The following is a 25,144-nucleotide window of genomic DNA, read 5'->3' on the forward strand; positions in this document are numbered from 1 at the left end:
CCTCCTAAGAGTTTTGCAGCGCGAAGCGCATGATTCATGAACACGCGCCGCAAATAATCTTCAGTTGAAGCGGAAGCTGCCAGACGGAACTCCGCCGCTTCAGCTGGTTTCAGGTTGCTTCAGCAAATAACAAGCATATAACACGGGATTCTCCACGGCTTTTCTGGCTCTGCTGCTGTCTCCAATCCAGCAGAAGGCGCTGCGGCCGGGCTTTGAATTTACTTCCAGCAGCCAGATCCGGGCTTCTGTATCGATGCCGTAATCAAGGCCTAGCTCTGCCAATCTGCCAAATCGTTCTTCCAGATAAGGAGGAATGACCGCGGATAATTGGCGAAGGCGGGCCAGCACCGTCCGGGCAGCCGCAGGCCCGAATTCACGGCTGAGCAGCTGACTGGCCCTGCAGGCTTTGCCGCCTCCATGCAAATTGGAGGTCAGGGAACCTGCTTTGCCTACCCGGGCGGCCATGCCGGTCATCGACCACTTTCCTTCCTGGTCTTTCTGCATCAGCACCCGGATGTCAAAGGGTTCGCCGGCCCGTGTAGAAAGCTGCAGCTTTGGCTGCACAAGAAAGGGTTTGCCCTTGCGCAGCGACTCGAGATAGCGGGCAGTATCCCGCGCTGAAATAAATCTGTGCTGGAAGACGGCATTGCTGACGTCGCGTCCGGTCAGCAGGTAGACGCGGTGTCCGCTGTTTTTGCGTTCCTTGAGATGAAGCGCCAGTTTGCCATGGGTTCCAAACTGGGGTTTCAGAAATAGTTCCCCTTGCCAGCGGCTCATCAGCTCCCTTAATTGCCCGAAGCTTTTGTATTTATGGGTTTCGGGCAGATAAGGAGAGATCTCTTGATTTTGTCTAAGGGCTTCATAGACGATCCATTTGCCGGCGGTTCCCCTTCCGAGAAGACGGAACCTGTGTTTCTCGGCGAGCTTAGCAAGCTGCCTTCGTTTCTCCCACTTCTGTGAGCCTGAGCTGAAGAAGCGGTCGTAAACCACATCCGGAAGCGGAAAGCTTTGATGCACCCAGCTCCCGTTTCGGAAGGTATAGCCTGTGATCTGGTCTTCTTCCATTTCGGCTTGGGGCGTGAAGGCAAAAGCGGTCAATCCATGACCAGACGCAGCAAGGCAAAGCCTCCGGGCAAAACCGGCTTCGGCGAAAGGAGCCGGACCGTCCGGAGTGGCCGCAACCAGGATGCCGAGGATGCCTTTTCTTTTGGAGGGTGGTGTAGACTGACTTTTAGGTTCCATACAGAGGCTCCTTTCATGGCCGGTGGTATCCCGCAGCATCCTTCAATAACCTGACAAGTAGCTGGCGTAATCGAGCAGCCGCCGGACGGATGGACGGATTTTATTGTCGCCAAGAGGCGTATTGTCATTTTTGGAGGGTTTGGAATTGACCTCAAGCAGCCAGATCCGGCCCGATTGGTCCATGGCCAAATCAATGCCCAGCTCGCCGAAATGGGCTGGAGATTGATCATCCATGCCTTGGGCGATTTCAAGGGCGGCTTTATTCAGCCTGACTCCGGCTTTTTGTTTAATGGCCGTTGGCAGGGAGCTGCGGTCAACCGCTTCCTTTACGGTCGATAACGTCCCGCCCCGGGCCAGATTGGATACAAAATGCTGAGACCCGGCAATACGGGCGACCACCGAGGTGACAGCCCATTGACCGTGGCTGTTCTTCTGCACCAGTGCCCGGAAATCAACAGGTCGTTTGGCGACTTCAATCAGTTGGAGTCCCTGCTGAATCTGATAGCGGGTCGACTTCATTTTGCCGGTTAAAGCGTTGTGCAGTTTGGTCAGGTTATCATGATTTTGTTTGCGGATCCCGTACTCTTGGGTGGTTTGAGATATAAAAGAGCCTCCCGGCATGCGCTGGATCCGGATAATGCCTTTGCCGAGGCTGCCTTTGACCGGCTTCAGGAAAACAACGGGATATTTCGAAAGCATGCTCTTCAAGCTGGCCAAACCACGGTGAAGATGGGATTCCGGAAGATAGCGGACAAGCCGCCCATCCTTTTGCAAAGCATCAAAGACCTCGGTTTTGTCGAGATATTTTTCGTTAAAAAAATGGCTTCGGTAGCGGCTTTTGACCTCACGCATAAAGTGCTGGACACTCGGCTTGTTCTCAAGCTTCCGGGAAGTCAGACGATTGTAATAAACGTCGGCAACCGGAAACTCCGCTGTCCGCCAGGTTTTGTCAAGCAGCCATCCTCGAATGCTGGAGACACCCTGCTCGATGCCCTCGGGAGTGATGAAGTAAACAAACGCTCCCTGCTTCTGGCCTGCGGCGGTCATCTCCCGGCAGAAGGCGGTGATTTGGCCGAAGGGACGCTCCGGATTGCCCGGATAATCCCGGCTGATCAGCACGCCAATGACCGGACCCAAATGCAGGGTTCTGGAATTCGGCGTGTATACAAGGCGCAGGACGGTTTGCGGAGGGAGGCCCATTTTTCCGGCCAGATAAGGACTGATGCGCAAGGTGCTTGTTTTGCTTTGCGGGATAACTCTGACGTAGTGCTCAAAGGAGCCGAACAACATCCGGATGGGGGTCTGGGAAGGGATTTTCATCCGTTTTGCCACTGCTGCCCCAAGCACAATGTCGCTGTCTCCGAGTACGCCCGGATTCATGATTCTAATGGGTAGTTTTATGGAGGGCATTTGACGTTCTCCTTCCAACCTGAGGCTGGTCACTTTAAACTGTTGGCACGACCTGCATGATTGCATGTATTTCATCATATGAGGACATTTTTACCTTGGTGATTAGCCTGGGGCAGGAATTTGCCCGGGCTTTTTGCTTCGGATTGGCGGGTAGGGTATAATGCCAAAGACTAAAGTGATAGAGGAGATGTCCACTTATGAATATTTATGATCAAGCCCACGGGCTTGCCAAAGCGCTGAAAGAAAGCAAGGAAGTCGAAGAGATCAACGCGGCTATGAAGCTGGTGGATGCCGATCCTGAGAGCAAACGGATGCTGGAGGATTTCCGTGCCCGTCAGATGGAAGTGCAGCAGCGGATGATGTCCGGCGATATGCCTGCCCAGGATGAGATGGAGCAAATGGAGAAGCTGTTTGATACGCTTAGCCTGAACCTGAACATTCGCCGCCTGTTTGATGCGGAGCGCAGACTTAGCGTTATTATCCAGGACGTGAACCAGATTATTTCGGACAGTCTGCAGCACCTGTACGGTGGTCCGAGCCAGCCGTAGTCTTTAATCTTTCAAACTTGCTCTCATATTTGTCCGAAAGCTTCATAGACTAGGAATATAGATTTCTAGCGAAGGAGTGTTTAAGGATGACAATTTGGGGGAAAGTGAAGCATATCCTGTACATGCTGGCTGCGCTGGTCATGCTGCTTTATGCGCTGCCGATGATTTCTTTTGCTCCGGGCAGCGGCTGGGTGTCCTGGTTTGGCGCCGTGTGGGCTTTATTTGCTTTTCTGGTGATCGGGGCCCATCTTCATTTCATTTTGGGTGTCGATACGGAGAATAAGAAGCAGCTAGAATGGATTCGCCAGGCCAAGCTTCGGGAGTGGCAGCTCAAGTGGTCCAAAGACCGCAAGCAGAGCCGGACCTTGTAAACCAGATGAACTGGCTGAGACAAGCCCTGTCGTCCGTTTTGGACAGCAGGGCTTTTTTTTGCGCAGCTGTGTTTGTATTTGCTCAGTTGTGTGATTTTTGCGCAGCTGTCTGTATTTTGCACGGCTGTAGCGCTTTGGTTTCGGGATGCCGCTAATGATGTTATAATAGATACAGATTAGTACAGATTTGCGTCCGGAGGGGTAACAGATGGAGGGACATGAAGAATCCATTACCAAACACGAACAGCTGCTCCAATATATAGAGGGCCTGAAGGTAGGTACCAAAATTTCGGTGCGCAAGCTGGCCAAGAATATGGGCGTCAGCGAAGGCACGGCCTACCGGGCTGTTAAAGAAGCGGAAAATGTCGGCATTGTCATTACAAAGGAACGGATCGGGACGGTGCGCGTGGAGAAGAAGCCGCGTAATTTGAGCGACCAGCTTTCTTTCGGGGATGTGGCGGAGATTGTGGAAGGCCATGTGCTCGGGGGAAACGAAGGGCTTAGCAAAGCGCTGCACAAATATGTGATCGGCGCCATGAAGATCGACGCCATGGTTCGTTATATTGACGCAGGCAGCCTGCTGATTGTCGGCAACCGTGAAGATGCCCATATTCTGGCGCTGGAGCAAGGCTCGGGGGTGCTGATTACCGGCGGCTTCGGGACAAGCCGGGAGGTCAAGCAGCTGGCTGACAAGCTGGCGCTGCCGATCATTTCTTCGCGCCACGATACGTTTACGGTCGCTTCGATGATCAACCGGGCGATCTTCGACCGGATTATCAAAAAGAAGATTATGCTGATCGAAGACATCGTAACGGCTTCCAAGAGAAAGGTCAGCTTTCTGAAGACAACCAGCTCTGTCGCCGACTTTGAGCGGCTGGCTGCTGATTCCGGACAATCGCGTTTTCCGGTCACGGACGACTGGAACCGGGTTATCGGCATTGTCAGCCGGAAGGATCTGGAAGAAGCCGATCCGGAGCAAGCTATCGAGAAATACGTCACCCGCAGCCCGATCACGGCCGGGCTTCAAACCTCGCTGGCTTCAGCGGCACAGATCATGGTTTGGGAAGGCATCGACTTCCTTCCTATTGTGGACCGCAACCGGAAGCTGGTGTCTTCCGTTACGCGCAAGGAAGTGCTCCAAGCGATGCGGGATGCCCAGAACCAGCCGCAGCTCGGCGAAACGTTCGAGCAATTGATGTGGAACGGCTTTGCCGAGGAACGAGGAGCGGATGGACATTTGTTTTTCCACGGGATTATTACACCGCAGATGGCGACTTACCTGGGGACCATTTCGGAAGGCGTGCTGTCTTCGCTGATGACCCAAGCCGGACTCGCAGCGGCCAAAGACCTGAGCGGAAGCGGTTATGTGGTGGACAATATGACCACGTATTTCATCCGTCCGCTGCAGATTGAGAATCAAATCGTTATTACCCCGGTTGTGCTTGAGGTCAGCCGCAGAACATGCAAGCTCGAAATCGAGATGAGCCATCATGACGGCATTGCTGCCAAAACGGTTATGACTCTTCAGTCGATTGATCACGGGTAAGAGGAGTAGAAATAGGAACAAGAAGCGGCTCCTAGATTAGGTAGAAGCAGGCTTCAGATCCACCCAGACCTGCAGCACGCCTTCGCTGACCAGCATCGTTTTGATCTGAATGCTGTATTCCTTGTCCCGGACCACGTATCTTTTCTGATTTAACAGGATGCGCGCCATTTTGGCGTCGCTGTCGATATCATACATATTCCGCCCCCGCAGAACATTCAGTTCGGTCTGCAGTTTCTGCGTTACTTCCTTGACGACAAGGGAGTCAAAAGGCGGATCGTGCTCTTCAATCGTGATTTTGATTTCCTTGATTGCGGTTTGGCGCCGGCTGTATTTCTTCATGGCCTGCAGATCAATTTTGGCTTGCTCCAATTCGATCTGCAGGTCTTTTTTTTCCGTCCAGATCCGGTTGTAGGCCGCATGGTACAGCGAGTTGTATACGATGCTTCCGGCGAGCATGCCCAGCACAAAGACGCCCGCAAGCTGCATAAAGGGCCTGAAACGGTCAAACTGCGGCACTCTCATACGTTATCCCCGGCTCCCTCCGCACACCCATTTCACAAGCTCCGAGCCCATATGGGCGCCCAGAAAGGCAAACAGCAGATATAGAATTTGCTTGATTGCGGGCGATAGATTCCCGTCAAAAAAATTGCTTTCAATGACCCGCATAGGGTCAATAGTTCCGCCGACGGCAGCAGCGAGCGCCCAGATCTTGATCCGGTCGGAAACGTCAAGCATGGTCTGGGTAGGAGGCTGAAGGGAGATGACAGCCCCGATGCCTCCGATCATCGCGCCTCCCAGGACAATGCCGAAGGCGATAAAGAAATCAAGAATGGCTTTGGTCATAAAAGAGCTCATTGTGGCGGATTCTCCTCTCCAGCCCCGCTTGTCCGGAGCGCTTTTATACCATTGTATGGGCGAATGGTGCTCTTATATGATAAAATCTTTAATAGGAACGGATGTGCCTATCCGGGATAAGGAAGAAACCTAAGGCGGAGTCCGAAGGTCGCCTGTTGTTGGGCGAAGGATATGTCTAAAATAACGGGCTGATGTCCGTTCGATTCATATAACCATTGGGTATGGAAAAAACTACGAATTACCGCGGCAGCTGCCGCGGCGGGGAGGGAAATGGATGACAAGCGAAAGTTTTGTGCATCTGCATGTGCACAGCGAATACAGCCTGCTGGACGGCGCGGCCAGACTGGAGGATCTGGTGGGCAAGGCGGCCGAATACGGCATGAAGGCCCTCTCCCTGACGGATCATGGCGTGATGTACGGGACGGTTCCTTTCTATAAGCTGTGCAAATCGAAAGGGATCAAGCCGATCATCGGCATGGAAGCTTATTTCACTGCAGGCTCGCGCAAGGAGCGCGGCAGCCGGAAGGATCAGCCGATTTACCACCTGATTCTGCTGGCCAAAAATGAACAGGGCTACCGCAACCTCATGAAGCTTTGCTCGATCGGGCATCTTGAAGGGTTCCACTACAAACCGCGGATTGACTGGGCCGTGCTTAAGGACCACAGCGAAGGGCTCGTCGTGCTCAGCGCCTGCCTGGGGGGAGAAGTGCCCCAGCATTTGCTGCATGGCCATCATGAAGAGGCCAAACGGGCCGCCTTGCGATACAAGGAGGTATTTGGCGAGGATTTCTATATCGAAATCCAGGATCACGGTCTGCCCGAGCAGAAGAAGGTCAACCCGCAGCTGGTGGATCTGGCCCGCGAAATCGGCGTGCAGCTGGTGGCTACCAATGATGTGCATTATCTCCGGCAGGAGGATGCGGATGTACAGGATGTGCTGATCTGTATCGGCACGGGGAAAAATGTCGACGACGAGGAACGATTTAAAATTCCAACCGATCAGCTGTATCTGAAAAGCCAGGCCGAGATGGCCCGGCTGTTCCCGCAGTGGGCGGAAGCCGTTGCCAATACAGCGGTCATCGCTGAGAAATGCAATCTGGAGCTCGAGTTCGGACGCTCCATCCTGCCCGAATACCGTCCGCTGCCGGAAGGCCTGGACGCGGCCGGTTATTTGGAGCAGCTGTGCCGCAAAGGGCTTGAAGAGCGTTACGCCAAGCTGGACCGCTGGCAGGATGAGAAGCTGCGCGCCGAGCTGGAACAAAGGCTGGCGTTTGAGCTTGGAGTCATCGACCGGATGGGCTTCTCAGATTATTTCCTGATCGTCTGGGATTTTATTGCTTTTGCCCACAGCCAGGGAATCGTTACCGGGCCGGGCCGTGGTTCTTCAGCCGGCAGCCTGGTCGCTTATACCCTGCATATTACAGATGTAGATCCCATGAAATACAATCTGCTCTTTGAACGGTTTCTGAATCCGGAGCGGGTGACCATGCCCGATATTGATATTGACTTCAGCGACGAACGCCGCGATGAAGTCATTGCTTACGTCGCCGGGAAATACGGCCCTGAACATGTGGCGCAGATTATTACGTTTGGAACGATGGCGGCCAAGGCGGCCGTCCGTGATGTCGGGCGGGCGTTAAACGTCCCTTTTGGTGAAGTGGACAGGGTTGCCAAGCTGATCCCTTCCCATCTGGGCATCACGCTTGAACGGGCGCTGAGGGACAGCCCCGATCTTAAAGCGCTTTATGAATCCTCGCCAAGGATTCGCGAGCTGCTGGACACGGCCATGAAGGTCGAAGGCATGCCGCGCCATGCTTCTACCCATGCTGCCGGCGTCGTGATTTCCCGCGATCCGCTTACCGATGCGGTGCCGCTGCAGGAAGGCAGCGAAGTAGCCGCTTTGACGCAGTATTCGATGGAGAATCTCGAATCCATCGGCCTGCTTAAGATGGACTTTCTGGGATTGCGGACCTTGTCGATTATTGAAAGGTGTATGAACTGGATCGTCAGCCTGGAAGGCCAGGCGCCGGATTTCCGCGTTGTCCCCGACGACGATCCGTTAACGTATGCGATGCTTTCCAAAGGGGAAACAACGGGCATTTTCCAGCTGGAATCCTCCGGCATCCGGCGGGTGCTCAAGGATCTCCGGCCCTCGAAATTTGAAGATATTATTTCGGTTGTTGCTCTGTACCGTCCGGGCCCGATGGAGTTTATCCCCAAATATATAGGCGGCAAACACGGCCAGCTGGAGGTCGAATATCCCCATGCGGATTTGAAGCCGATTCTGGAGGATACGTACGGCATTATCGTCTATCAGGAACAGATCATGCAGATCGCTTCCAATATGGCCGGTTTCTCGCTGGGCGAAGCGGATTTGCTGCGGCGCGCCGTTTCCAAGAAGAAACGTGAGGTGCTGGACGAGGAACGCGGGCATTTTGTGGCCGGCAGCCTTAAGCAGGGCTACAGCGAGCAGGATGCGAACGCTGTTTATGATATGATTGTCCGGTTTGCGGATTATGGATTTCCCCGCGCCCACGCCGCCGCTTACGGGGTGCTTGCCTTCCAGACCGCCTACCTGAAGGCGCATTATCCGGTCGAATTTATGGCCGCCATGCTGACGGCGGTGATGGGCAGCCACCGCAAGGTGGCGGAATATATTCTTGAATGCCGACGCATGGGCATCCAGGTGCTTCCGCCGGACGTTAACGACAGCGGCGTGCTGTTTACGCCGCGGCGCGGCACCGGGATTCCGGGCGCCGAGTCCGAAGCTTCAGGCGGGGGCGTGATCCGCTTTGGCCTGGCCGCGATCAAAAACGTCGGCACCCAGGCGATGGAGAGCATCATCCGCGAGCGGGCCGAGAAGCCGTTCGAAAGCTTGATTGATTTCTGCCGCCGCGTCGATCTGCGGGTCTGCAACAAGCGGGTTATCGAGTCGCTGATTCAGGGCGGCGCGTTCGACAGCCTGCCGGGCCACCGCGCCCAACTGCTGGCGATGCTGGACGAAGCGGTGGAAGCGGCGCTGAAATGGCGCAAGGAGCGGGAGGATCTGCAGATCCAGTTCTTTGATTTCGTCGAGACGGTCAACTGGGAGATCCCTTATCCGGAGGTGCCGCGTTTGCCTGCGGCAGACCAGCTGTCGCTGGAGCGGGAGCTGCTCGGCTTGTATTTGTCGGGCCATCCGCTCGACGATTATGAAGAACTGCTGTCTTCGGAAGGCGTGGACAAGCTGATGGATTTGGCGGAAGCGCCGGATGAGACCCGCACGGTCGTCGGCGGCATGGTCGTTTCGCTGAAGGCGATCACGACAAAAAAAGGCAAGCCGATGGCGTTCATGGAGCTGGAAGACCAGGTTGAACGCGTGGAGGTTGTGCTGTTCCCCGAGGTGTGGGTGAGAAGCCGCAGCCTTGTGGAGAAAGGCGCGCTGCTGGCCGTCCGGGCGACGGTGCAGCAGCAGGATGAGGGCTTCAAGCTGCTGGCCGATGAAGTGGCGCAGCTTGAAGCCGGGGGCCTCGCGAGGCTGCGCCGCGCGGCCCAGGCCCCGCGGGCGCGCAGCGCCGGCGCCGGTCCGGGCAGCCGTCCGGCGCCAGCCGCGGGGCAGAGGTCCGGGCCTGCCGCAGGCGCCCGGACTCCTGCAGCGGCCGGTCCGCAGACGGGACCGGCCGAAGGCAGCGCCGGCCCGGCCCGGCCGGCTGGCGCTCCCGCCGCCCGAGCAGGCGGGGCGGCGGCTTCGCCGGCCTCCCGCGGGGCCGGCGGCCAGGGCGTGAAGACGCAGGGGCAGCGCGTCTTCATCAAGATCGCCGCGGCGGCGGAGGACGCCCGGCTGCTGGAGCAGCTCAAGCAGCTGCTCCAGCAGCATCCGGGGCCGCTGCCCACGGTGCTGTTCTACGAGAGCAGCGGCCGGCTGCTCGCGCTGAGCGAGCGCTACCGCATCAAGCCGTCGCCCGAACTGGTCAAAGCGATGGAGCAGCTGCTTGGCGCAGGCACGGTCCGAATCAAATAGCCGCGCATTCGCGCGATCGGCGGCCTTCCGTTAAGCTTTGGGAGGCCGTTTCTTTATAAGTACAGTCGGATGATGGGTCCTTATAAGAGGCAGGCGCTACACAGGCGAAAAGGAATAAGATCTGCGTCATTTTTCACAAGAAAATTGCTGTTTTAATGATTAGGTTTTAAGAACTTTTTTCGCTCTCCCCGCATACACTTAGGAACACGCAAGGACAAAGATCGGGACGGTGCCCGGTAATTTGATCAGGCGTACTTTACGCACTAGATGCGGGAGGGATTAGATGACCTATGAATTGGCAGAAGCCCAGCTGCGCAGAAGGGGAGTCAGTCTGGAGTCCATCGCTTCCATCGTGTACCAGCTCCAACTGCCCTATCATCCGGGCTTGAAAGAGGAAGAATGTTTGACCAGCGTCAAATCGGTCCTGAGCAAAAGGGAGGTCCAGTACACCCTGTTTACGGGGATTGCGCTGGATGAGCTGGCGGAGAAGGGGCAGCTGCCCGAACCGCTGCAGGCGATTCTCGAAGCTGACGAGCCGCTGTATGGGGTGGACGAAACGATGGCGCTTGGCATTACCAGCCTGTTCGGCATGATCGGTTTGACGAGCCTGGGTTACTTAGACAAGGTGAAGCCGGGAATCATCGGGATTTTGAACGATCAAACGACTAACATCCACGTCTTTCTGGACGATCTGGTCGCCGGAATTGCCGCAGCGGCATCAGCTCGCATTGCCCACAACAACGAAAGCGCCAAGGAGTACCTCTAAATGGGTCAAAGCCGGGGACTGAATGCTGATTCAGCCTGCCCGGCTGCCGCCGGCTGAGTCGGACAGGCCCGGGGTGCTCAACAAAGCTGACTAATTTTGTTAAGATAGAAATAAGAACCTAAGTCGGGAGCCGGAATAGGTCCGTGGACTTCGGTTCGTTTGTTCCTGTGGTTGAGAATCAATGAGCTGTTACTGGGTGAGGATGGTGCTGGGTTATGATGCAATATGAGCTGCTGCTCAGGGTGCTGCTGGCCGGAATTTGCGGGGTAATCATCGGTTATGAACGCAAGAACCGGATGAAGGAAGCCGGGGTGCGTACCCATTTTGTGGTTGCTGTCGGAGCGGCCTTGATGATGATTATTTCCAAATACGGCTTTCAGGATCAGGTTGGTTGGGACAATCTGTCGCTCGATCCTTCGCGGATTGCGGCAGGGGTTGTCAGCGGCGTAAGTTTCCTTGGAGCCGGCATGATTTTTATGCAGAAGCAGACGGTCAAGGGTTTGACTACCGCAGCCGGGATCTGGGCAACCTCGGGCATCGGCATGGCGGTTGGCTCGGGTTTGTACTGGATCGGTTTAGGGGTGACGCTGATCATCTTCATCGGCCAGATTCTGATGCACAGCCGGGTCGGAGGCAAAGGGCTGACTACGCCCAAAAGTGAAAAAATCCATGTGCTCCTGCAAAATGAAGCAGGTGCGGCGGAACGTTTGTTGAATAAGCTTAAGGAGCAGCATATTGAGGTAACGACCTTTTCACTGGAAAAATTGGAAACCGGCTTGTCTCTCGAAGCCGTAGTCAAATGGAAGGGCGAATTGCCTTCCGATCAGCTGATTGCGCTGCTGAGCGAGCTTTCTGTCGTGCGGAAGGCGGAGCTGGAATAACGGCTCCGGACTGGAAAACGGCCTGTGTTGTCCCGTTTGGCCGAAGGTCGGTTTGTTGCGGGAAAAATGAAAATTATGTTATCATAATTCTATTATTCGGGTTCAGAACGTTTGTAAGGGGGCTTCACGAACTATAATGTGGACGGTTATTTACATTGCTCCTACCGCCAAATTGGCAGAAATGATCAAACACAGGCTTTCCGAAGAAGGCTTTCTGGTTCACATCCGTCCAGTGAATATGTCTAAGGGGCATTTTGAAATATTGGTTCCGTCAGGCGAGCTAGAGGAAGTGCAGGAAGTGCTGAATTTGATTCTGCATCCATAATACGAACGTTTGGGGATCGCATGAACTGCAAGATGCGGCCAATACATTAACGGCTGAAGAGGTGTAGCTTTTGTTCAAAGATTTGTTTCAGAAGAAAAGAAAATACGCGACCGTACCTTCAGAACGTTTGGGACAAGGCCATGCGGAAGAGGCTGGCGACCGTCCAAAACGCGAAATACCTGAAGGCTTGATGAATAAATGTCCGAAATGCGGCAGCATTCAGTACAGCAAGGAACTGGAGAAGAACTTTAAGGTCTGCTCCTCCTGCGGCTATCATATGCGTCTGAATGCTTGGGAACGCATTCGTTATACCGTGGATGAAGACAGCTTTACGGAGTTTGACGAGAACCTGGAATCGCTGGACCCTCTTGAATTTCCAGGGTATGCCTCCAAGCTGGAGCAGCAGAAGCTGAAATCCGGCTTGAAGGAAGCGGTTGTTACCGGCCAGGGACTGATCGGCGGTTATCCGGCCGTGCTTGCCGTGATGAGCTTTGATTTCTTCACCGGCAGCATGGGTTCCGTGGTCGGCGAGAAGATTACCCGCGCGATCGAAGCGGCAACCGAGCGGAATCTGCCGCTGATTATTTTCTCGACCTCGGGCGGAGCACGGATGCAGGAAAGTATTCTGAGTCTGATGCAAATGGCCAAGACCAGCGCGGCGCTGGCTCGTTTTCATGAACGAGGGGGTCTTTATATTTCGGTGATTACGGATCCAACCACTGGAGGCGTTTCCGCCAGCTTTGCTATGCTTGGGGATATTATCATTGCCGAGCCTGGAGCTGTATTCGGATTTGCCGGCCGGATTGTAATTGAACAGACGATCCGCCAGAAGCTGCCGGATGACTTCCAGACGGCTGAATTTAATTTGCAGCACGGCCAGCTTGACTTGGTGTCCCACCGGAAGGAACTGAAAACAACATTGTCCAAGCTGCTTGATTTGCATGGTGTGAAGGGAGGAACTGCAATTGGCGGGTGAAATGCCTTTTGAAGCACCGCTTGTTGAAATGCGGAAGAAAATCGAAGAGCTGCAGCAGTTCGGCGCTGAGAAAGGAATCGACTTCAGCGAAGAAATTGCAAGGCTCGAGGAACGTTATCGCCAGCTAGAAGAGGAAGTATACAGCAATATCTCCCCTTCACAGAAAATGCATCTGGCCCGGCATCATCAGCGTCCTACATCGCTCGATCTGATCGGGCTTATTTTTACGGATTTTATCGAGCTGCACGGGGACAGGCTGTTCGGCGATGATCTGGCCGTTGTTGGAGGGCTGGCCAAGCTTGGCGGCGTTCCGGTGACTGTGCTTGGCCAGCAGCGCGGCAAGGACACGAAAGACAACATTGCTAGATTTTTTGGCAGTCCGCATCCGGAGGGCTTTCGCAAAGCGCTTCGTTTGATGCAGCAGGCTGATAAATTTGGCCGTCCGATTATTACCTTTATCGATACCAAAGGCGCATATCCCGGCATTACAGCCGAAGAACGCGGCCAGTCGGAGGCCATCGCCCGTAACCTGAAAGAAATGGCATTGCTTCGGGTTCCGGTTATTTGCGTGGTTATCGGAGAAGGCGGCAGCGGCGGGGCTCTTGCGCTCGGGGTCGGCAACCGGGTACTGATGCTGGAAAATGCGATCTATTCCGTTATTTCGCCTAACGGCGCGGCCTCCATCCTCTGGAAAGATGCCTCAAGAGCGGACCAGGCGGCGGAAGCTATGAAAATTACGGCCAAAGACCTGCTGGAGATGGAAGTCATCGAAGAGATCGTGCCTGAGCCTCGTGGAGGCGCTCATCGTTCTTATGAAGAGACAGCAACCGTGATTAAAGAGGCGCTTGTCCGCCATCTTGAGGAGTTGTCCGCCCTGAATGGAGACGAGCTGCTGAGTGACCGTTATGCCAAATTCCGCAAAATCGGCAAATTTGCCGAGAAACAGGTTTTGCAGGAGCAAATGGAAGAAGTTGCCGATCCACCCGCCGAATCGGCCGTAACAGGCGGAGAATAAGCCGCAACTCACGCTGTCAATGACAAATCTCCTATACAAATGGGCAAGATTGTAGTAGATTTAATAGTTGGAAAAAGTGTGTTGGATTATGACGAATAAAGAGAGATTTCTAAAAACGGAGGAAAACCCAATGCGTAAAACGAAAATCGTATGTACTATCGGTCCTTCCAGTGAATCATTGGAGAACACAAAGAAATTGATTATGGCTGGAATGAACGTAGCTCGCCTCAACTTCTCCCACGGGGATTTTGAAGAGCATGGCAACCGGATCAAAAATATCCGTCAAGCCAACCAAGAGCTTGGCAAATCGGTTGCTATCCTGCTTGATACAAAAGGCCCGGAGATCCGTACAGGAAAACTGGCTGTTGAACCGATTGATTTGGTTCAAGACGAATTTGTAACATTGACTACGGAAGAAATTTTGGGTGACCAAAACCGGATTTCCGTTACTTATAAAGACCTGCCGAACGACGTTGAAGTAGGCTCCACGATTCTGATCGACGACGGTCTGATCGGTTTGACGGTAGTAGACATTCAAGGCACTGAAATCAAATGCCGCATCGTTAACGGCGGTACAATCAAGAGCAAAAAAGGCGTTAACGTACCTGGCGTTGCTATTTCCCTGCCAGGCATTACCGAGAAAGACGCGAATGACATCGTGTTTGGTATTGAGCAGAACATCGATTTCATCGCGGCTTCTTTTGTGCGTAAAGCTAGCGACGTGCTCGAAATCCGCGCTTTGCTTGAGAAACATAACGCTTCTCACATCCAAATCATCTCCAAAATCGAGAACCAGCAAGGCGTTGACAACCTCGATGAAATCCTCGAAGTTTCGGACGGTTTGATGGTTGCCCGCGGTGACCTCGGCGTGGAAATTCCGGCTGAAGATGTACCTTTGGTTCAAAAGATGATGATTGAGAAATGTAACCGCGTAGGCAAGCCGGTAATCACAGCTACTCAAATGCTGGATTCCATGCAGCGCAACCCAAGACCTACACGTGCTGAAGCAAGTGACGTGGCCAATGCGATCTTCGACGGTACGGATGCCATCATGCTGTCCGGTGAAACCGCTGCGGGTAAATATCCGGTAGAGTCTGTGCTTACGATGTCCCGTATTGCCGAGAAAGCGGAATCCGCATTGGCATATCGTGAAATTTTTGAGAAACAAAGCCACGCTCAGCAAAGCACTGTAACTGAAGCGATCAGCCAGGCGGTAGCAAGCTCTGCAATGGACTTGAACGCCAAAGCGATCATTACCTCGACTGAATCCGGTCATACAGCACGTATGATCTCTAAATATCGTCCACAATCGCCGATTATTGCGGTAACGACAGAAGATCAAACCCTGCGCCGCCTGGCTCTTGCCTGGGGCGTAACACCGGTGAAAGGCGAAGTTGCCGATTCCACCGATGCTATGTTTGACAACGCGATGAAAGGCGGACTGGCTTCCGGTCTGGTTAAGGAAGGCGATCTGGTAGTCATTACTGCAGGGATTCCACTTGGTCGTTCCGGTTCCACGAACCTGATCAAGGTTGGACAAATCACGAAATAAGAATCACCCGATAAGGAAATAAAGGAGAAAGCAATGGCCATCCGTCGCATGCGGAGCCATTGCTTTTTCCCTTTTGAAGGGAGCAGACAAAAAAATGAGTCAAAAGACATCCGCCGAGCGGACTGCATCAAGCTGCTGGTACACGAATGGTCTGCGTGTCAGATATCAGGAAACGGATCAAATGGCGATTGTTTATCATGCCAATTATTTAAACTGGTTTGAGATGGGAAGAACCGAATTTATCCGGCAGTTCGGATTTACTTACCGGTCAATGGAGGAGAAAGGTGTCCTGCTGCCGGTCATCGATTTGAATATTCAGTACAAACGTCCTGCCTTATACGATGACCTGGTTGCCGTATTTACCCGCGTAATCCGCTTTAATCCGCTCAGGCTCGACTTTGAATATGAGGTTCGCAGATGGCCGTCGGATTCTGAAGGGGAGCCTGGCTTAGATACGCTGGATAAAAAATGGCCGGTAGACCGCGAGCTCCCGGGCGAACTGCTGGTTACCGGCGCCTCTTCGCATGCCTGGGTCACGAAAGAGATGAAACCCCTCCGACTGGATAAAACCTTGCCTGAACTGTACAATATTCTAAAAGAGCAGATTTTATAGCGATTATACAGCTACCTTTAATAAAACAGCTCAAGGTTAGGAGTAATGTGATGCGAAAATGGTTGTTTGTTCTGATTCTGCTTGTCCCCATTCTGGAATTTTACGGTTTCGTTTATGTCGGCGATCGGCTGGGACTAGGCAAAACCATTTTTCTTACGCTTGCAACTTCTGTGATTGGCGGAGTGATGATGCAGTTTGAAGGGCGTAAAATTATGGCCGATGCCAAAATGAAAGCAAATAATGGAGGGCAGCTGCCCGGAAAGCTGGTGCTGAACGGCATCTGCGTGTTTGGCGGCGGCATTCTGCTGCTGATCCCCGGTTTCATAACCGACATTATCGGCTTCCTGCTGGTCTTCCCGTTAACCCGTCCGCTGCTGCGTTATCCGATCCGGAAATGGGTAGAGAAAAAGCTGAAGAACGGCACCATTACGTTTTTTCGGCGCTGAGCAGGTCAAATGACAGGCAAGATTCCTCTAATAAAGATAAAAGCCATGCTCCTGTGCAGGAACATGGCTTTTATGGTTGCAACTAAGAAAGTCCAGCTTTGTTCAGGTTTACCTGACTCTCCCGTTCATAATGTAATTCCGCAGTTCTCCAAACACCCCGGTTTTGTAGACGGCAGAAATGACCACAAAAGCGACAGGGCCGATGATCAAACCAAGCACCCCAAACAGCTTGAGTCCGACAAACATGCCTACCAGAGTCGGAAGCGGATCAAGACCAACGCTGGTAGCCAGCACTTTAGGTTCAATCAAATGCCGGGCGATGGTAATGACGCCGTAGAGAATGAGCAGGCCAATGCCGAGCTGCATATCGCCGGCCGCGAAATGGTAAACAATCCAGGGGACCATGACGGTTCCGACACCGAGATAAGGCAGCAGATCAACCAGGCCGATCAGGATAGCCAGGGTGAAGGCCGAATCAACGCCCAGAATCAGCAGTCCGATAAGTACAATAAAGGCGGTTATCGACACCATAATAAACAGGGAACGAAGGTAGCCGAAAAAGGCCTTTTTCAAACTGGACCAAATTTCGCCGGTTGTTTTGCGGAGAGGAGCGGGCACCCAGCCCGCCAGGGTCATGGTGTGCTTCTCCCAATTTTTTTCGATAAAGAAAGTCGCCAGAACCGTGACAATCAGAATCAGCAGGAAATGGGGCAGGGAAGTCAGCACCCCGACAATGCCGTTCAGGAAATCGGATACGAACTGGGTTACAGCGGCGCTGATCGTGTCCGTCGTTTTGTTAATATTTTTATTGATGGTATCTTCGTATTTTGGGTTATCCTGGATAAATTTATTGATTTCATAAACGATATTCTGAATGCCTTCGCTGTTCGACCAGCGGATGAAAATATCTCTGATCTGATCTACATAGGTATCAAAAGATTCGGTAAGATGAATGATCTCCTTGACCATTCGGGTAACAGCGGCAGACAGCACAAGCACAGCTCCCCCGAAATAAACCATTAAGCCGGAGGTCACGGCCAGCCATCTTGGCATTTTGGCTTTCCTCTGCAGAAAACGTACAAAAGGTTTCATAGCATAAGCGATCAGCCAGGCGATCAGGAACGGGTACAGCAGCGGGAGCAGCCAATAAGCTCCAAGGAGCAGAAGGGCGAAAGCAACCAATACCCATAAGCCACGCAAAATACGTTTGACGATAATATGATCCACGAATAACCCCTCCTACGATCCTCGTCTCCTATTTTATAGTATGCAGGATAAGCCTATTTAAAGGCAAATGGTGAGAAAAATCATTGATTTGTAACCGAATACAAAAATTGTTTATGTAACTGATAAAACATTTTGATGCTGCTAGAATCGCCGAAATTGTTCCCTTGCTCGCTAAAATCCAGTATGATGATAGAAGGTTTCACCACGTGTCAATTTTATTTTGACATTTTTCTGAACAAAATGACGTGTTCCCCTTGTCATTCATCACCAAAATTTTGTAAACTTTTAAAATGTAAATGTTTTCATTCGGCTTGTTGACACATTTCGTTCACAAAGGAGAGATGTATTATGACAGCTACCAAGGGTCTGGAAGGCGTTGTAGCAGCCGCTTCCTCGATCAGTTCTATTGAAGACGGCGTACTTGCCTATCGCGGCATTAATATCGATGAAATGGCGGAGCATGCAACCTTCGAGGAGACGGCCTTCCTGCTTTGGCATGGCCATCTGCCCAATCATCAGGAACTCGCGGAGCTGAAGCAGTTGATCAGTGACCATTCGGCTGTACCGGACGTTTTGATTGAGCAGCTCAAACTTTATCCGAAGGATGCAAATACGATGGCAGCGCTGCGGACTGCCGTATCCGCTCTTGCTTTGTATGACGAAACAGCGAATGATAATTCCAGGGAAGCCAATCAGATGAAAGCGATCAAACTGCAGGCCCAGCTTCCAACGTTGATTGCGGCGTTCGCCCGCATTCGCGAAGGTCAAGAGCCGATTGCTCCGCTGCCGGGCGTATCGATTGCCCATAATTTCCTGTATATGCTTACCGGCGAGGAGCCTGACGCTACGTCTGTAGTGGCTTTGGACAAAGCACTGGTCCTTCACGCCGATCACGAACTAAATGCTTCCACCTTCTCGGCCCGCGTTACGATCGCAACTTTGACCGACATTTATTCAGCGATCACCTCAGCGATCGGCACTTTGAAAGGACCTTTGCATGGAGGCGCAAATGAAGCGGTGATGAATATGCTGCAGGAAATCGGCACCGTTGAGAACGCTGAGCCGTATATTCAGCGCAAGCTGCAAAGCAAAGAGAAGATTATGGGTTTTGGGCACCGTGTATACAAAAACGGAGATCCGCGGGCCAAACATTTGCAGAAGATGTCCCGCCAGCTGGGTTTAATGCAGGGAGACACCACGTTATATGACATTTCAGTTAAGGTGGAGAGTCTGGTAACGGGGCAGAAGGGACTCCAGCCGAACGTAGATTTCTATTCGGCTTCCGTTTATACAATGCTGGGCATTCCGAAAGATCTGTTCACACCGATTTTTGCAATCAGCCGCTTGTCCGGATGGACGGCACACATTCTGGAACAGCTCGACAACAACCGGATTATCCGTCCGCGTGCCGAATACACGGGACAATTTAACCAAAAATATATTCCGATCGACCTGAGACCATAAACATCTGCATGAGAAATATAGGTGATTTATGTTACACTAGTCTCACGTAAAGGCGTTAGAGCCGGCTGGAGTCAGCGGTCTGTCCGAGTGAAGTTGGCTTGGGCTCACGCTATACCGCCGGCCTGCTTTTGCCGTTGTTCCATATCCATTACATAAACTGAGGAGGAACTTGAAATCATGCCAAAGTTGGAGAAATTTGCTCTGCCTACCGAAGGGGAAAAGATTGAAATTCAAAACGGTAAGCTTGTTGTTCCAAACCATCCGATCGTGCCGTTCATCGAAGGTGACGGAACAGGCCGCGACATTTGGAAGGCTTCCAAACGAGTGCTGGATGCAGCGGTTGAGAAGGCTTACGGCGGAGAAAAGAAAATCGCCTGGTATGAAGTATTTGCCGGTGAGAAAGCATTTCATACATACGGAGAATGGCTGCCTGCCGATACGCTGACAGCGATCCGTGAATATATCGTGGCTATTAAAGGACCTTTGACTACACCGATCGGCGGCGGTATCCGTTCCTTGAACGTGGCGCTCCGCCAGGAGCTGGACTTGTATGTCTGCCTTCGTCCGGTACGTTATTTCAACGGCGTGCCTTCGCCGGTTAAACGTCCTGAAGACGTGGACATGGTTATTTTCCGCGAGAATACGGAAGATATTTATGCCGGCATTGAATACCAGGAAGGCTCCGAGGAAGTCAAGAAGGTATTGGCTTTCCTGCAGAACGAAATGGGCGTGAGCAAAATCCGTTTCCCGGAAACATCCGGCATCGGTATCAAACCGGTATCGGAAGAAGGCTCCAAACGTCTTGTCCGCGCAGCCGTCGAATATGCTGTGAAGCATGGCCGCAAGAGCGTGACGCTTGTTCATAAAGGCAATATCATGAAATTTACGGAAGGCGCCTTTAAGAACTGGGGTTATGAAGTAGCTGAAGCAGAATTCGGCGACAAAGTGTTCACTTGGGCCGAATATGACCGCATCAAGGAAGCTTCCGGTACGGACGCCGCCAATGCGGCCCAGGAAGAAGCCGAGAAAGCAGGCAAAATCATCATTAAGGATGCGATTGCCGACATTGCCCTGCAACAGGTGCTAACCCGTCCTAAAGATTTTGATGTGATCGCGACATTGAACCTGAACGGCGATTATCTGTCCGACGCCCTTGCAGCACAAGTAGGCGGTATCGGTATTGCTCCGGGAGCTAATATCAACTATGTGACCGGTCATGCGATCTTTGAAGCTACGCACGGAACGGCTCCTAAATATGCAGACAAAGACGTAGTAAACCCGGGTTCGGTTATTTTGTCCGGCGTTATGATGCTTGAGCATCTGGGCTGGCAGGAAGCGGCGGACCTAATCTACAAAGGTTTGGAAACGTCGATTAACCATAAAACTGTGACCTACGATTTTGCGCGTTTGATGGAAGGCGCAACGCAGGTGAAATGTTCCGAATTTGCGGACGAAGTGATCAAAAACATGTAAGGAGGTTTACGATCATCGTGAATAACCGCAAGAAAATTACCGTTGTTGGCGCCGGGTTTACCGGCGCCACAACTGCTTTTATGCTGGCGCAGAAGGAGCTTGGCGACGTGGTGCTGCTGGATATTCCGCAGCTTGAGAATCCGGCCAAAGGCAAGGCGCTGGATATGCTCGAAGCCAGCCCGGTACTGGGCTTTGACAGCAGGATAACCGGCACTTCCAGCTACGAGGATGCGGCAGGCTCCGACCTGGTCGTGATCACTGCCGGAGTAGCAAGAAAACCGGGAATGAGCCGCGACGACCTCGTTACAACGAACGCGGCTATTGTTCGTTCTGTCTGTGAGAACATCAAAACCTATTGTCCGGACGCAACGGTGGTTCTCTTAAGCAATCCGGTAGATGCGATGACATATGCGGCTTATCAGACCCTTGGTTTTCCGAAGAACCGGGTCATCGGGCAATCCGGTGTGCTGGACAGCGCCAGGTACTGTACGTTTATTGCCCAGGAATTAAAGGTTTCAGTCGAAGATGTGCAAGGGTTTGTCCTGGGCGGACATGGGGACGATATGGTGCCTATGGTCCGCTACTCCAGCGTAGGCGGCATTCCTGTAGAGAGTCTGATTTCCAAGGATCGGTTGGATGCGATTATTGAGCGTACGCGGAAGGGCGGGGGAGAGATCGTTGACCTGCTGGGCAGCGGCAGCGCTTATTATGCACCGGCTGCGGCTCTGGTACAGATGGCGGAAGCAATCCTGAAGGATAAGAAACGGGTTCTGCCGGTCATTGCTTTGCTGGAAGGGCAATATGGGTATGAAGATCTGTTCCTCGGCGTTCCTGTCGTACTCGGAGGGGCAGGTATTGAGCAAATATTTGAACTTGAGCTGACTCCGGAGGAGAAGGCGGCCTTGGACCGCTCAGCCGATTCTGTTCGGCAGGTAACGGCTGTTGTTCAACGTTCTTAAGGTTTGGTTTCGTAGAAGGAACGGCAAAGAGACGGATGTCCGAAAGGGGTCCGCCTCTTTTGCTTTTTTGTCACTTCCCGGCTTTGCAGGGGGACAAGCTTACGGCTATAATAGATGGGAATCATTAGCAGTCAAGCTGTGAGCATGAATAGAAAGCATGAATAGAAAGGATGAATGAACAGGATGTTTAAAGTAATTATGTTTCTTCACATTTTGGGGTCGCTGGCTTTGGGCTTTTATTTGGTGCTTCCGTTTGTCGTCGGCGGCATCAGCAGGCTGTCCGAGGCGAGCCGGGAAGGTGTCTTGAATATTATCCGCTCCTTGAATCGTTTTGCCCAATACGGGCTTGTTCTTCAGCTGCTGACGGGCATTTATCTTGTATTTAAAGGCGATTATACGATGGCGTGGACGACGGTTGTCGGCATTCTGTTCCTTATCGCCGGCGGCTTGAGCGGCATGCTGGGCAAGCCGCTTCGTCTGGCTAAAAGCGGGGATGCGGCTTCGGCCTTTGGCAAGATCCGCAGCTTTAGCGCGCTGCTGGCGATCGTTGTGCTGGTGCTCAGCTTCTTTATGGTATACCGCCACATTATTTAAGTCGGGCAGTTTTCTAGGCACTCCATCAGTGCGGTTATAAGAACCGCAGGATGGAGTGTTTTTTATAGGGCTGAGCAGCGGGTTGTTTGAGGATTTGCCGACGGTGGTAAGGGATAGAGGAACGCCGCTGCAGAAGATTTTAGCATAAGCGGCGCCGATTGGGTCATTCTAAGCTTGATCCTAACCTTTGAACGACAAGAAAGGAGTTACCATCATGACGCAAAATCAACAGCCTAAACAAACCTTGCCTCCTCAGCATCAAAATCAACAGCCGGGAGCGGAAAGTGAGATGCACCCTCTTCCACAATATGAGGGGAATTATAAAGCAGCAGGCAAACTGAAAGGCAAAACAGCGCTGATCACGGGCGGTGACAGCGGAATTGGCCGAGCTGTGGCCGTAGCGTATGCCAAAGAAGGCGCCAATGTGGCGATCGTTTATTTAAATGAAGATCAGGACGCAGAGAAGACCAAACAGGAAGTGGAACAGGAAGGGATTAAAGCGCTGCTTATTCCGGGAGATGTCGGGGATGAGGCTTTTGCGGCCAAGGCCGTCAAGCAAACGGTGGATACCTTTGGCGGACTGGACATTCTGGTCAACAACGCCGGGGAGCAGCATCCGCAGCAGAGCATTGAGGACATTACCTCGGCCCAGCTGGAGAAGACATTCCGGACCAATATCTTCGGCATGTTCTATTTCGTCAAAGCGGCTATGCCGCATTTGAAGAAGGGCAGTGCAATTATCAACACGGCTTCCATTACGGCTTACGAGGGCAATCCTACGTTAATTGACTATTCGTCTACTAAGGGGGCGATCATAAGTTTTACCCGCGCTTTGTCCAATAACATCGTTGGCAATGGCATACGCGTAAACGCGGTAGCGCCGGGACCGATCTGGACGCCGCTCATTCCGTCTACCTTCGATGCGGAGAAGGTCAAGAAGTTTGGGGCCGACACGCCTATGAAACGGCCGGGACAACCGGAAGAGCTGGCGCCGGCTTACGTGTTCCTGGCTAGCGATGACTCCTCTTATATCAGCGGGCAGACGATTCATATCAACGGCGGCACTGTTGTGAACGGATAATGGTTTAACAGGCGATTAAGGCGGCTGTCGGGAGTGGATACAGCCATGCACAGCAGCTGAGCTTGGAAAGCTCCGGGGAAACCCGGGGCTTTTTAATATTTATGCAATGGGATTGTATGCGCTTTAAATTTAATGGAAATAGGCAGAAATGCGGCGTTCCCTGTGTTATGATAACTGTAGAATAAGCTGGAAAAGCAGAGAAAGGGGAAGCTTCGTGATGAAATCTTTTGAACAAAGTGTTTACGAGCTGATTGTCGAGACATCAACCAACCTGCCTGGAGATGTACGGATTGCGGTACAGCGAGGGAAAGCTGCCGAGAACGAAGCGACCCGTGCCGGTCTGGCGCTGTCTACGATTGTAACCAACATTGAAATGGCGGAGGATCAGGTTTCGCCGATTTGCCAGGATACCGGCATGCCGACTTTCATCGTGCATACGCCGGTCGGAGCGAACCAAATTCAAATGAAGCGGGACATTCATTCCGCTATTGTACAGGCTACCAAGGAAGGCAAGCTTCGTCCCAATTCGGTTGATTCCCTGACCGGGAAGAACAGCGGCGACAATCTGGGGCCGGGAACGCCTGTGATTCATTTTGAGCAATGGGAGAAAGATGAAATCGATGTACGCCTTATTCTAAAGGGCGGAGGATGCGAGAATAAAAATATCCAATACAGCCTTCCAGCCGAGCTCGAAGGGCTTGGCAAAGCCGGACGCGATCTGGACGGAATTCGTAAATGTATCCTGCACGCCATTTATCAGGCACAAGGCCAGGGCTGCAGTGCAGGCTTTCTTGGCGTAGGCATCGGTGGAGACCGGACTACCGGATATGAGCTGGCCAAACAGCAGCTGTTCCGGCCTCTGGATGACACGAACCCTATTCCTGAACTGGCGGAGCTTGAAGCGTATATTATGGACAATGCCAACAAACTGGGGATCGGCACTATGGGCTTTGGAGGCGAAGTGACGCTGCTTGGCTGCAAAATTGGCGTGATGAACCGGCTGCCGGCCAGCTTTTTTGTATCCGTCGCTTATAACTGCTGGGCTTTCCGCCGCCAAGGGGTTCTAGTTGACCCGGCTACCGGTGAAATCTCCAGCTGGATCTATCCTAGAGGCTCCGAGGTGGATATGTCGGCTTTGCAGGCTGCGCAGCAGGCTGAAGCAGGAGCGGCAGCAGCTGAGCTGACCGAAAAACAAACGGCAGCCGCTTCTTCGCGGGAAGTAGTGCTGCAGACTCCGATTTCGGAAGAACAGATTCGCAGCCTGCGCGTAGGCGATGTCGTAATCATCAAAGGTGAAATGCATACCGGACGGGATGCGCTGCACAAATATTTAATGGACCATGATGCGCCGATTGACCTGAACGGAGCTGTAATCTATCACTGCGGGCCGGTGATGCTGAAGGACGAAGAAGGCTGGCATGTCAAGGCGGCAGGGCCGACCACAAGCATTCGCGAAGAGCCGTACCAAGGCGACATTCTGAAGAAGTTCGGGATTCGGGCTGTTATCGGCAAAGGCGGCATGGGGCCTAAAACGCTGGCAGCTCTTCAGGAGCACGGTGGGGTTTATCTGAATGCCATCGGCGGAGCAGCGCAGTATTATGCGGAATGCATCAAGAAAGTGAACGGTGTGGACTTTATGGAATTTGGCATTCCGGAGGCGATGTGGCACCTGGAGGTTGATGGATTTGCGGCTATTGTGACGATGGATTCCCATGGCAACAGCTTGCATGCGGAAGTGGAGAAGGATTCCTTGGAGAAGCTGAGCCAGTTTAAAGAGACGGTATTCAAATGATTGTTAAA

The 25,144-nt window shown here is 52.7% G+C and carries 23 protein-coding genes; 18 read left to right on the forward strand and 5 right to left on the reverse strand.

Annotation, left to right across the window (positions count from 1 at the left end):
- Window positions 1–99 precede the first annotated feature (99 nt).
- Complete coding sequence (locus AWM70_RS03390) at window positions 100–1,242, reverse strand: YheC/YheD family endospore coat-associated protein (RefSeq protein ID WP_068694345.1); 1,143 nt, start codon at window positions 1,240–1,242, stop codon at window positions 100–102.
- Between the two features lie 42 nt (window positions 1,243–1,284).
- Entirely contained in the window at window positions 1,285–2,622 is a 1,338-nt protein-coding gene (locus AWM70_RS03395) for a YheC/YheD family endospore coat-associated protein (protein WP_335582141.1), read from the reverse strand.
- 227 nt (window positions 2,623–2,849) lie between these two features.
- On the opposite strand from AWM70_RS03395, the gene AWM70_RS03400 reads away from it, so the two are divergent.
- The 3 genes from AWM70_RS03400 (at window position 2,850) to AWM70_RS03410 (ending at window position 5,117) form a co-directional block, all read left to right on the forward strand.
- On the forward strand, window positions 2,850–3,200 hold the full coding sequence (locus AWM70_RS03400; RefSeq protein WP_068694347.1) for a YlbF/YmcA family competence regulator: 351 nt from the start codon (window positions 2,850–2,852) through the stop codon (window positions 3,198–3,200).
- Window positions 3,201–3,286: 86 nt separating this feature from the next.
- Window positions 3,287–3,571 carry a hypothetical protein gene (locus AWM70_RS03405; RefSeq protein WP_068694348.1) on the forward strand — a complete coding sequence of 95 codons (285 nt, stop codon included), beginning with the start codon at window positions 3,287–3,289 and terminating at the stop codon, window positions 3,569–3,571.
- A gap of 208 nt (window positions 3,572–3,779) precedes the next feature.
- Window positions 3,780–5,117, forward strand: a complete 1,338-nt coding sequence (locus AWM70_RS03410; RefSeq protein ID WP_068694349.1) for a DRTGG domain-containing protein — start codon at window positions 3,780–3,782, stop codon at window positions 5,115–5,117.
- 36 nt (window positions 5,118–5,153) lie between these two features.
- Here the strand turns inward: AWM70_RS03410 and AWM70_RS03415 are convergent, their stop codons facing one another.
- Window positions 5,154–5,639: a sporulation membrane protein YtrI gene (locus tag AWM70_RS03415; RefSeq protein ID WP_068694350.1), complete on the reverse strand. Its 486-nt coding sequence runs from the start codon at window positions 5,637–5,639 to the stop codon at window positions 5,154–5,156.
- Between the two features lie 3 nt (window positions 5,640–5,642).
- The gene (locus AWM70_RS03420) at window positions 5,643–5,972 is read right to left on the reverse strand and encodes a YtrH family sporulation protein (RefSeq protein WP_068694351.1); all 330 of its coding nucleotides are present in this window, start codon (window positions 5,970–5,972) and stop codon (window positions 5,643–5,645) included.
- A 274-nt stretch (window positions 5,973–6,246) separates the two neighbouring features.
- On the opposite strand from AWM70_RS03420, the gene AWM70_RS03425 reads away from it, so the two are divergent.
- The 9 genes from AWM70_RS03425 (at window position 6,247) to AWM70_RS03465 (ending at window position 16,546) form a co-directional block, all read left to right on the forward strand.
- Window positions 6,247–9,972, forward strand: coding sequence for a DNA polymerase III subunit alpha (locus tag AWM70_RS03425; RefSeq protein ID WP_068694352.1), 3,726 nt, complete (start codon window positions 6,247–6,249; stop codon window positions 9,970–9,972).
- Window positions 9,973–10,255: 283 nt separating this feature from the next.
- On the forward strand, window positions 10,256–10,738 hold the full coding sequence (locus AWM70_RS03430) for a phosphatidylglycerophosphatase A family protein (protein ID WP_068694353.1): 483 nt from the start codon (window positions 10,256–10,258) through the stop codon (window positions 10,736–10,738).
- Between the two features lie 218 nt (window positions 10,739–10,956).
- The gene (locus tag AWM70_RS03435) at window positions 10,957–11,619 is read left to right on the forward strand and encodes an MgtC/SapB family protein (RefSeq protein ID WP_418303208.1); all 663 of its coding nucleotides are present in this window, start codon (window positions 10,957–10,959) and stop codon (window positions 11,617–11,619) included.
- A gap of 136 nt (window positions 11,620–11,755) precedes the next feature.
- Window positions 11,756–11,944 carry a glutamate decarboxylase gene (locus AWM70_RS03440; protein WP_068694355.1) on the forward strand — a complete coding sequence of 63 codons (189 nt, stop codon included), beginning with the start codon at window positions 11,756–11,758 and terminating at the stop codon, window positions 11,942–11,944.
- Window positions 11,945–12,014: 70 nt separating this feature from the next.
- Entirely contained in the window at window positions 12,015–12,920 is a 906-nt protein-coding gene (accD, locus tag AWM70_RS03445) for an acetyl-CoA carboxylase, carboxyltransferase subunit beta (protein ID WP_068694356.1), read from the forward strand.
- On the forward strand, window positions 12,910–13,935 hold the full coding sequence (locus AWM70_RS03450) for an acetyl-CoA carboxylase carboxyltransferase subunit alpha (protein ID WP_068694357.1): 1,026 nt from the start codon (window positions 12,910–12,912) through the stop codon (window positions 13,933–13,935). Before accD ends, AWM70_RS03450 begins: the two co-directional genes overlap by 11 nt.
- Window positions 13,936–14,065: 130 nt before the next feature.
- Complete coding sequence (gene pyk / locus AWM70_RS03455) at window positions 14,066–15,487, forward strand: pyruvate kinase (protein WP_068694358.1); 1,422 nt, start codon at window positions 14,066–14,068, stop codon at window positions 15,485–15,487.
- A 94-nt stretch (window positions 15,488–15,581) separates the two neighbouring features.
- A complete protein-coding gene (locus tag AWM70_RS03460; RefSeq protein ID WP_068694359.1) occupies window positions 15,582–16,100 on the forward strand; it encodes an acyl-CoA thioesterase in 519 nt (172 codons plus the stop codon).
- Between the two features lie 50 nt (window positions 16,101–16,150).
- Window positions 16,151–16,546: an FxsA family protein gene (locus AWM70_RS03465; protein ID WP_068694360.1), complete on the forward strand. Its 396-nt coding sequence runs from the start codon at window positions 16,151–16,153 to the stop codon at window positions 16,544–16,546.
- A gap of 108 nt (window positions 16,547–16,654) precedes the next feature.
- Here the strand turns inward: AWM70_RS03465 and ytvI are convergent, their stop codons facing one another.
- Window positions 16,655–17,773: a sporulation integral membrane protein YtvI gene (gene ytvI / locus AWM70_RS03470; RefSeq protein ID WP_068694361.1), complete on the reverse strand. Its 1,119-nt coding sequence runs from the start codon at window positions 17,771–17,773 to the stop codon at window positions 16,655–16,657.
- A 348-nt stretch (window positions 17,774–18,121) separates the two neighbouring features.
- Between ytvI and AWM70_RS03475 the strand changes: the two genes are divergently transcribed.
- The 6 genes from AWM70_RS03475 (at window position 18,122) to AWM70_RS03500 (ending at window position 25,136) form a co-directional block, all read left to right on the forward strand.
- Window positions 18,122–19,237 carry a citrate/2-methylcitrate synthase gene (locus tag AWM70_RS03475; protein WP_068694362.1) on the forward strand — a complete coding sequence of 372 codons (1,116 nt, stop codon included), beginning with the start codon at window positions 18,122–18,124 and terminating at the stop codon, window positions 19,235–19,237.
- Window positions 19,238–19,414: 177 nt separating this feature from the next.
- Entirely contained in the window at window positions 19,415–20,710 is a 1,296-nt protein-coding gene (icd, locus tag AWM70_RS03480) for an NADP-dependent isocitrate dehydrogenase (RefSeq protein WP_068694363.1), read from the forward strand.
- A 17-nt stretch (window positions 20,711–20,727) separates the two neighbouring features.
- Complete coding sequence (gene mdh / locus AWM70_RS03485) at window positions 20,728–21,669, forward strand: malate dehydrogenase (RefSeq protein ID WP_418303196.1); 942 nt, start codon at window positions 20,728–20,730, stop codon at window positions 21,667–21,669.
- 183 nt (window positions 21,670–21,852) lie between these two features.
- Window positions 21,853–22,263: a hypothetical protein gene (locus AWM70_RS03490; protein ID WP_068694364.1), complete on the forward strand. Its 411-nt coding sequence runs from the start codon at window positions 21,853–21,855 to the stop codon at window positions 22,261–22,263.
- Window positions 22,264–22,477: 214 nt separating this feature from the next.
- The gene (locus tag AWM70_RS03495; protein WP_068694365.1) at window positions 22,478–23,344 is read left to right on the forward strand and encodes an SDR family oxidoreductase; all 867 of its coding nucleotides are present in this window, start codon (window positions 22,478–22,480) and stop codon (window positions 23,342–23,344) included.
- Window positions 23,345–23,561: 217 nt separating this feature from the next.
- Window positions 23,562–25,136, forward strand: a complete 1,575-nt coding sequence (locus AWM70_RS03500) for a fumarate hydratase (RefSeq protein ID WP_068694366.1) — start codon at window positions 23,562–23,564, stop codon at window positions 25,134–25,136.
- Window positions 25,137–25,144: the final 8 nt, after the last annotated feature.

It is taken from the genome of Paenibacillus yonginensis (assembly GCF_001685395.1).
Lineage (GTDB): Bacteria > Bacillota > Bacilli > Paenibacillales > Paenibacillaceae > Fontibacillus > Fontibacillus yonginensis.